The sequence below is a fragment of the Neisseria sp. P0008.S010 genome, from assembly GCF_051962715.1.
Lineage (GTDB): Bacteria > Pseudomonadota > Gammaproteobacteria > Burkholderiales > Neisseriaceae > Neisseria > Neisseria elongata.
The window spans coordinates 1-7,949 of record NZ_JBQCVA010000070.1; the positions used below are offsets into that span (position 1 = coordinate 1).

A 7,949-nucleotide genomic window follows, 5' to 3' on the forward strand; every position below is an offset into this window, starting at 1 on the left:
CCGGAGAAGCCGTGGTGCTTGAAGATGGCGGCAACGATATCGGGGACGGTTTGGTTTTGAAACAGTCGGGAGGTTTGAAAATGCTTTAGAGCCGCGAAACGCGGCTCTAAAACAAAGCGGTAAACGGTTTCGTCTTTGGAGACGGACAGTTTTTCGCATGAGGTGATAATGCCCTGCCATTGCTTCGCCGGCGGGTCGTCTGAAGCAGACCCGAATGCACTAACTACTTCGGACAATACGGCCTCCTGCGGACGGATTTCAAATGCTGCGCGCTGGTTGAGGTAGGAAGACAGCGGCAGGGAGGAATCGGTGGAGGTGGCGGTGATTTCGACGCGGTAGGCTGTGTTGGCGGCTTCGGAGGCGGTGAAGGATTTGACGGAGAGTGAGGGGGAGAATCGGGCGAAGGTGAGGTGGTAGGATTGGCGGGCGGTCATGGTGGGTATTTCCAAGATGACGATGGGGTGGGTATGGTAGTTTGAATGAGGGTGGGTGGTCAAGCTGGGGGGGATTGGTGGTGGAAAGGCCGTCTGAATGGAAGTGAACTACACCTTAAAAGTTGAACATCCTTCCAACTGCCAAGGTCAAGGTGTGGTTTTTTATGGCCAAATATGCATTGCATTTCAAATATCAAACCTTACTCCATTACCTGCGTATAGCAGCCAATGGCATACTGTTCAGACGGCTTTCGGGCTTAATCCCACCAATTGCGGTTTCTTTTTGGAGCCGACGTAGATTAGCAGTTATGCTAGGCTACAAAAATGAAGATAACTAATTGTGAATTAAAAAAGAGAGTTCAAAAGAAACTGCTCGATTTTTTTATACTCGAAGTTACCGCCCGTTCCGCTGCCGATATTTTGGGCATTCGACCCAACTCCGCAATCCCGATCTACCGTAAAATCCGTATGGTTATCAGCCATCATTTGGCACTGGCTGCCGATGAAATCTTTGACGGTGCCGTCGCGAACTGGATGAGGGCTATTTCGGCGGATGCCGCAAACGTGGTCGCGGTACAGCAGGAAAAGTGGTTGTCTTCAGCATTCTGAAACGCAACGGACGAGTCTATGCCGTTGTGGTGAATAACGCAAAGTCTGAAACGTTACTCCCTGTCATCAAAAAGAAAATCATTCCGGACAGTATTGTTTATACCGATAGTCTGAGCAGCTACGACAAGTTGGACATGAGTGGTTTCATCCATTACCGCATCAACCATTCCAAGGAATTTGCAGACTGCCGGAACCACATTAACGGCATTGAGAATTTTTGGAATCAGGCAAAACGCGTCTTGCGAAAATACAACGGAATCGACCGCAAATCTTTCCCTCTGTTCTTGAAAGAATGTGAATTTCGATTTAACTTCGGCACACCGTCTCAACAGCTTAAAATCCTGCGAGATTGGTGTAGAATTTAGGGCTAATCTACGTCAGCCCCTTAATTTTTGCATTATTCCGTTACAAAAGGCCGTCTGAAAAACATTTTAAGAAAACCCTGCTTTCAGACGGCCTCACCAATCCAGCCTGCCGTGCGCGGCTTCCTGCACGATGCTGTGGTCGGCTAGATTGACGGCGGTCAGGCAGCCGCCCCACAGTGCGCCGGTATCGAGTGCCAGCACTTTTTTTTCCGCACTGTCGAGCAGGCCGAGTGCCGACCAATGGCCGAACACGATGGTGTGGTCGAGGTGGCGGCGGTTTGGCGCATCGAACCAGGCATGGAGGTGCGGCGGCATTTCAGACGGCGTACTTTTGAAGTCGTAATCCAAACTGCCGTCGGCGTTTAAGGCACGCATACGGGTAAAAACATTCACCAGCAGGCGCAATCTGTCCGCACCCCGCAAATCTTCCGACCAGGCGGCGGGTTTGTTGCCGTACATTTCGGCAAAATATTCGCCGTGTTTGCTGCGACGCATGCTGTGTTCGACTTCGCGGGCAAACTCTGCCGCCTGCGCCGCCGTCCATTGCGGCAAAAGTCCGGCATGAACCATCAGATAGCTGTCTTTCTGCACCAGCAGCGGCTGATGGCGCAACCAGTCGCGCATTTTGTCGGCGTGTTTGTGCTTGACGATGGGCTCGATGGTATCGCGTTTTTTCATCGTGCCGTGGCCGTAGAGGACGGCCAGCAGGTGCAGGTCGTGGTTGCCGAGGATAATCTGCACGCTGTCTTCGTGCTTCATGCAGAATTTGAGGCTCTCCAGCGATTTGGCCCCGCGGTTGACGATGTCGCCCGTGAGCCAGAGCGTGTCGCTGCCGTGGTTGAATCCGATTTTGGCCAGCAGGGCTTCCAGTTCGTCGAAGCAGCCCTGCACGTCGCCGATTGCGTAATGTGCCATGATGTGTACATCCTTGATTTGCGGTGTGTTGGGTATGCGGGCGGTCAAACTGCCCCAAAGCGGCGGAAACGGCGGGCCGTTTCATACCCGGCCTGTTTTTCAGACGGCCTGCATACCTTGGTTTTATTGTGTTTCCGGCCGCCTGCCTATTCTTCTTCCGTCCAGGCCTGCCTTAAGGCCGTCTGAATAGTGTCGCTGTCGAAGCCGCGATAAGCCAAGAAGCGCATCTGTTTGAGTTTTTCGGCATAGTCGGCGGGCGGGCGTTTGAATTTTTTGCGCACCACTTCTACGGCGGAAGCCAATTCCTTGTCGCGGTCGGGCAGGAAGGCGCGCACGGTTTCTTCGTCCACGCCCTTTTGCGCCAAAGCCTGTTTCAGCCGCAATGAGCCGTGTTTGCGGCTTTTGCTGTGGATATAGGCTTCGACATAGCGTTCGTCGGACTGCCAGCTGCGGTCGGCGAATTCGTTCAGTACGCGCTCGATTTCCTCTTCGCTCTCGGCATGCGGGGCAAGTTTGCGCTTGAGTTCGGCACGGCTGATTTCCTGCCGTGAAAGGATGTCGAGTGCGCGTGCGCGGAGGGTTTTCTGCGGGTTCATAGGCCGTCTGAAAGGATTTGATTGGGTGAGATGGGCGGAATAGGCCTTGAGGCCGTCTGAAAAACCGCTTCCGTCTGTTTTCAGACGGCCTTCTCTTTTTCTTCCCGCTGCGGGCGCAGGTTTTCGTAGATTTCCGGCAGAGAGCCGATTGTCCAATCCGGCCGCGTGGCTTCGTGTTTCGAGAGTTCGGCCATGTCGCCGTAGCCGAAGGTTACGCCTATGCTCGGGCAGCCCGCCGCTTTGGCAGCCAGGATGTCGTTGCGCGAATCGCCGACCATAATCATGTTTTCCACCGGAACGCCCAGCACTTCAGCGGCATGCAGCAGCGGCGCGGGCGAAGGTTTTTTCTCCGGCAGGCTGTCGCCGCCGAGTACGAGGCTGAAATAATCGGACAGGCCCAATGCTTCCAGCAGTTTGACCGCCAGCACTTCGTTTTTGTTGGTAATTACCGCCAACGGGATACCGAGCGATTTCAATAATCCCAGCCCCGCTTCGGTTTCGGGATAGGCCCGGGTACGGTCGGCAATATGTTCTGCGTAATATTGAACAAACAGGGTAAAGCCCTGCGCCCACAGTTTTTCTTCCGCCCTGCCGTCCACATTGCCGGTCAGCGCGCGATGCACCAACACGGCAATGCCGTCGCCGACATAGCTTTCAACGGTCGGCTGCGGCAGCGGCGGCAGGTCGAGCGACGCACGCATGGCATTGGCGGCTGCCGCCAAATCGGGCAGCGAATCGCAAAGTGTGCCGTCCAAATCAAAGGCGGCGGCTTGAACGTGTTCTATCGTGCCGTTCACAAAATTCTCCTTCAAGGAAGAGGCCGTCTGAAAACGCAGGTTAGATCAACCGAAAGCGGTTTTCAGACGGCCTTTTCAATACATTCACAACTCCCGAATCATCCCGTCCACCATTTCCGCCGAATGGACGGCGGCGGTTTGCAGGAACTCCTCAAAGCTGACATCCGCCTTCTCGTCGGCCGCATCGGATACGGCGCGGATAACGACAAACGGCAGGCCGAATTGGGCGCAGGTTTGCGCAATTGCAGCAGCTTCCATCTCCACTGCCTGCACACCGGGAAAGTTTTTGCGGATAGCGGCAACGGCTTCGCTGCTATGGACAAAGCAGTCTCCGCTGACAATCAGCCCGCACCGTACTGCGGCATTCGGAAACGCTGCAGCCGCCCGCTCGGCGGCAGTTACCAAAGCATGGTCGGAAGCAAACGCCGGCGGCAGTTGCGGCACTTGGCCGATTGCATATCCGAAGGCGGTAACATCGACATCGTGATGCGCGGTTTCGCTGCCGATGACCACATCCCCCACTTTCAAGCCTTGCGCCAAACCGCCCGCGCTGCCGGTGTTGATGACACAGTCGGGAGAGAATTTGAGGATGGCCGTAGCAGTGGCCGCGGCCGCATTGACTTTGCCTATCCCGCTCAACGTCAGCACAATGCGTTTACCGTGCAATTCGCCGTAATGGATTTCAAACGCGCCGAAACGGTGGCTTTCACGGTTATTCAGACGGCCTTTCAATAATTCAATTTCGGGCTGCATCGCGCCGATGACGGCAATGGTGCGGATAGTGTTCATCCCGTTTCCTTTCCCGAAATCAGGCAAACACTTGCGGCCACTCGCCGCGCTTGTCGAGCAGGCCGCGCGCGATTTGCTGCGCCCCTTCCAAACTGTGGCTCGCCGCCCAGCCGCACTGAACGACGTTGCAGGCCGGAACTTCCGTTGCCGACAAGACATCTTTCAATGTATTTTCAATCAGTTGCAACACCTCGTCATAATCACCCATGTTCAGCAGGGCGATATAGAAACCGGTCTGACAACCCATGGGGCTGATGTCCACGATTTTATCAGAATGATTGCGCGACAATTCGGCCATCAGGTGTTCCAGCGAATGCAGGGACGGCATTTCCATATGCTCTTGATTGGGCTGGCAGACGCGTAGGTCGTATTTGTAGATTTTGTCGCCGAAATCGCCGTCGGTTACACAGGCCAGCCGCACATAAGGGGCCTTTACTTTGGTGTGGTCGAGATTGAAGCTCTCGACATTCATTTTTTTCTCAATTTGGATTTCGCTCATGACGAATCCCCTCGTTCGGTAGTGATAAAAACGGGGATTATACGCACCGCCTCAAATATTGACAAAACAGCAGATCATTTCAGCGAGGATATTTATTGGTTATGGCTGCTTGGATGCGGTCGATCAAGACACCTCTTCGAAACAGGAGGAGGTAATCGTTTCAACACACAGCCGCCCGAAGGCGGCTGGCCACCAATTCAAGCGGTAAGGAAACCGCCGTAGATTTCAACACACAGCCGCCCGAAGGCGGCTGGGCTCAACCAACCGCCAACGGGGCCAATCCCATCCATTTCAACACACAGCTGCCCGAAGGCGGCTGGCTCTTGAGGCCACGCCAACCCAAATCCGCGATTTGATTTCAACACACAGTATGGGGTAGGTATTATTTTGATACCTTTATAGATAAAGCAAAAAAAGGCGAAATTTTTAAGGGAAACAAAATTTTGAATAAGAATTCAGGCAAAATCGGCTTTGATACTTTTCGTTTAAAGTTGGTAGAAAGTAATTTGACTTTGATACCTTTTTTGCATGATTTTGATGAGGTTTTGGGTTGATTCTGATTTTATTCGAATGGAACGGCGTTTGGATATACCAAACGCCGTTTTTTTAATTAACGGTACGGCCGTACCATTCGACGCGGCCGATAATAGCTACGTTTTGGCTGTCGTCATTTAAGTCTATCTCAAAAGGTTCGTAGGCAGGATTGCTCGATTTGACGAGTAGTTTACCGGGCAGCTTTTGGATTTGTTTTACAAAAAGATCGTTATCGATGCGGATGACGTATAGGCCGTCGCGCGGGGTGGTTTCGGCATGATTGACCAGGATGTTGTCGCCGTGGTTGAGCACGCCTTCCATCGAATCGCCCTTTACGGCGATGACGGACAGCTTGTCGAGCTGGCGGGTAACGTAGTTTTCTATCCAGTAACGCCTGAATGCCATGCAGAATAAGGGCTTGTCGTCTTCTGCCGGATAGCCGTGCCCTGCGGCGGCGTAGACATCGTAGCGCGGGATAAAGACGAACTCGTCTAAGTTGACGGGGTTGCCGAGGGTATCGGTGGCGGTGCCGTCTGAATGGGTACGGACTTCGACGGCTTGATCATTATCTATATATGGCAAGCCTTTGCCGGTCAGCAGCCAGTTTAAATCGCAGCCAGTTGATTCCCTGATTTTTATTAATGTTTCAGCGTTTGGTAGGCCACCTTCATACCAAATCCGGCTAAAACCGGGTTGGCTCATTCCTATTGCTTTTGATATGGCGGAAGGCTTCAAATTGTCACGCCATAAATAGGCTAATCTCTCTTTAAAAGTATCCATATTTTATCCTTTTAAGTGGTTGCTTAGTTTTTTGCGATTAAGCAACCATTAAGCAACTTTTTTACAAGCGGTTGCTTAGTTATTTTTCCTTTTAAAAATAATATTTGCTAAAAATACAAAGTTTTGCTAAATTTTAACTAAGCAACTGCTTGCATTCTTTCTGGTTGCTTAGTATTATCCACTTAACTTAGAAATAATTCTAAGTGGTAAAGCTTAGCAAAAGGATAATTAAATGATTAATCGAGTAGACGTTACCGATGGGGATTGGCACCGTTCCGAGATTATTGCTGCTGTACAAAAGCGTGGAAAAACGATTAAACAACTTTCTATGGACTCTGGTTTAAGTCCGAATACGCTAAAAAATGCGCTGCAATTCTCTTATCCAAAGGGTGAAAAAATCATTGCAGATTTTTTAGAAATGACACCCGCGCAGATTTGGCCAAGCCGTTATCAGAATAAGAAACAATCCGCTTAAGTTTATCTGGCTGCTATGGAATAAGCAAACGGACTAAGCAATAAAGTTAAAAATATATTCAAATACGGATATTCGCGAGGGTTTCGTGTGGAAATGATAAGTATGTCTGCCGGTGAAATCGCCGAATTAACCGGAAAAACTAGACAGGCAGTAGATAAATATGCCAAGAAAAATAATTGGCCTTTTGAGGAGGATACCGGTCAGGCTCGGGGCGGGAAACTTAAGAAGTATCTGATTGCTGCCCTGCCGCCGGAAGTTCAGGCGGCCATACGAGAAAAACAGGCGGCGACGTTGTTGGCCAAGGTACCGGTGTTGCCGGCAGAAGTAAAAAAACCGCTTCGGCAAAATAAGAAAATGCGGCAGTTGGGTTTGATACCGTGCGAGGAAGGTTTGGCGCGGTTGGACGACAGGCAGACGGAAACGGCCCATGCGCGTTGTGCGATTGTTGCCCATGTATTGCCGCTGCATGAATTGGCGGGTATGCCGATTAAGAAGGCGGTGGCGTTTGTGGTGGCGGAAGCGGCGGCGGGCAGGTTGCCGGAGGATGTGGCCAGGCTGATTCCGCTGGCGAATGCGCGGAACAGGCGCAAGTATATGCCGACGTATCCGCCTAACCGAGTTTGTAGAGACCGTTTTTCTTTGTCCAGCAGGCATCTTTATCTTTGCTCGGTGTGGTTTGGCCGCTGACTTGTCCTTCTTCATCGACTTCTATGGCCTGACGCTGTTTGCTGCCGGCGGTCTGAATAATGGTGGCGTCAATGACGGCGGCGGATGCTTTCTCTACTTTTAGGTTTTTTTCGGTCAGTTGGCGGTTAATCAGTTCCAGCAATTCGGACAGGGTGTCGTCTTGCGCCAGCCAGTTGCGGTAGCGGCATAAGGTGCTGTAATCGGGGATGCTCAGTTCGTCAAAACGGCAAAATAGGTTGAAATCGATGCGGGTGATGAGACTGTGTTCGAGTTCGGGATCGGAGAGGCTGTGCCATTGTCCGAGCAGGACGGCTTTGAACATGGACAGCAGGGGATAGGCGGGACGGCCGCGGTGGTCTCGAAGGTAACGGGTTCTTTGACGGTTCAGGTACTGTTCGATCGGTTGCCAATCAATCACCTGATCCAACTTCAATAGTGGGAAGCGGTCGATGTGTTTGGCAATCATGGC

9 protein-coding genes and 2 pseudogenes are annotated in these 7,949 nt (G+C 51.9%); 2 read left to right on the forward strand and 9 right to left on the reverse strand.

Annotation, left to right across the window (positions count from 1 at the left end):
• On the reverse strand, positions 1-497 hold a 497-nt coding region (locus tag ACTHSL_RS11880), incomplete at its 3' end, for a contractile injection system protein, VgrG/Pvc8 family (RefSeq protein WP_440381564.1).
• A 261-nt stretch (positions 498-758) separates the two neighbouring features.
• Here ACTHSL_RS11880 and ACTHSL_RS11885 point away from each other — a divergent pair.
• Positions 759-1,408: pseudogene (locus ACTHSL_RS11885) on the forward strand (IS1595 family transposase).
• Positions 1,409-1,501: 93 nt separating this feature from the next.
• Here the strand turns inward: ACTHSL_RS11885 and ACTHSL_RS11890 are convergent.
• From ACTHSL_RS11890 to ACTHSL_RS11915, 6 genes are all read right to left on the reverse strand, one after another.
• The gene (locus ACTHSL_RS11890) at positions 1,502-2,323 is read right to left on the reverse strand and encodes a symmetrical bis(5'-nucleosyl)-tetraphosphatase (protein WP_440381565.1); all 822 of its coding nucleotides are present in this window, start codon (positions 2,321-2,323) and stop codon (positions 1,502-1,504) included.
• A 146-nt stretch (positions 2,324-2,469) separates the two neighbouring features.
• The gene (gene recX / locus ACTHSL_RS11895) at positions 2,470-2,919 is read right to left on the reverse strand and encodes a recombination regulator RecX (RefSeq protein ID WP_440381566.1); all 450 of its coding nucleotides are present in this window, start codon (positions 2,917-2,919) and stop codon (positions 2,470-2,472) included.
• Positions 2,920-2,999: 80 nt separating this feature from the next.
• Complete coding sequence (locus ACTHSL_RS11900; RefSeq protein ID WP_074895936.1) at positions 3,000-3,716, reverse strand: phosphoglycolate phosphatase; 717 nt, start codon at positions 3,714-3,716, stop codon at positions 3,000-3,002.
• An 84-nt stretch (positions 3,717-3,800) separates the two neighbouring features.
• A complete protein-coding gene (locus tag ACTHSL_RS11905) occupies positions 3,801-4,505 on the reverse strand; it encodes a 5'-methylthioadenosine/adenosylhomocysteine nucleosidase (RefSeq protein WP_440381567.1) in 705 nt (234 codons plus the stop codon).
• 19 nt (positions 4,506-4,524) lie between these two features.
• Positions 4,525-5,004, reverse strand: a complete 480-nt coding sequence (locus ACTHSL_RS11910; protein ID WP_003771718.1) for an S-ribosylhomocysteine lyase — start codon at positions 5,002-5,004, stop codon at positions 4,525-4,527.
• Between the two features lie 606 nt (positions 5,005-5,610).
• On the reverse strand, positions 5,611-6,318 hold the full coding sequence (locus ACTHSL_RS11915) for a S24 family peptidase (protein WP_440381568.1): 708 nt from the start codon (positions 6,316-6,318) through the stop codon (positions 5,611-5,613).
• A 232-nt stretch (positions 6,319-6,550) separates the two neighbouring features.
• On the opposite strand from ACTHSL_RS11915, the gene ACTHSL_RS11920 reads away from it, so the two are divergent.
• Positions 6,551-6,793, forward strand: coding sequence for a helix-turn-helix domain-containing protein (locus tag ACTHSL_RS11920; protein ID WP_440381569.1), 243 nt, complete (start codon positions 6,551-6,553; stop codon positions 6,791-6,793).
• Between the two features lie 257 nt (positions 6,794-7,050).
• Here ACTHSL_RS11920 and ACTHSL_RS11925 read toward each other — a convergent pair whose 3' ends face one another.
• The gene (locus ACTHSL_RS11925; protein WP_440381570.1) at positions 7,051-7,383 is read right to left on the reverse strand and encodes a hypothetical protein; all 333 of its coding nucleotides are present in this window, start codon (positions 7,381-7,383) and stop codon (positions 7,051-7,053) included.
• Between the two features lie 23 nt (positions 7,384-7,406).
• Positions 7,407-7,949, reverse strand: a pseudogene (locus ACTHSL_RS11930) (transposase); the annotation flags it as partial.

Coding starts and splice junctions, on each gene's coding strand:
- ACTHSL_RS11890 (WP_440381565.1), bottom strand. CDS start 2,323: ATGGCACATTACGCAATCGGCGACGTGCAGGGCTGCTTCGACGAACTG.
- recX (WP_440381566.1), bottom strand. CDS start 2,919: ATGAACCCGCAGAAAACCCTCCGCGCACGCGCACTCGACATCCTTTCA.
- ACTHSL_RS11905 (WP_440381567.1), bottom strand. CDS start 4,505: ATGAACACTATCCGCACCATTGCCGTCATCGGCGCGATGCAGCCCGAA.
- ACTHSL_RS11910 (WP_003771718.1), bottom strand. CDS start 5,004: ATGAGCGAAATCCAAATTGAGAAAAAAATGAATGTCGAGAGCTTCAAT.
- ACTHSL_RS11915 (WP_440381568.1), bottom strand. CDS start 6,318: ATGGATACTTTTAAAGAGAGATTAGCCTATTTATGGCGTGACAATTTG.
- ACTHSL_RS11920 (WP_440381569.1), top strand. CDS start 6,551: ATGATTAATCGAGTAGACGTTACCGATGGGGATTGGCACCGTTCCGAG.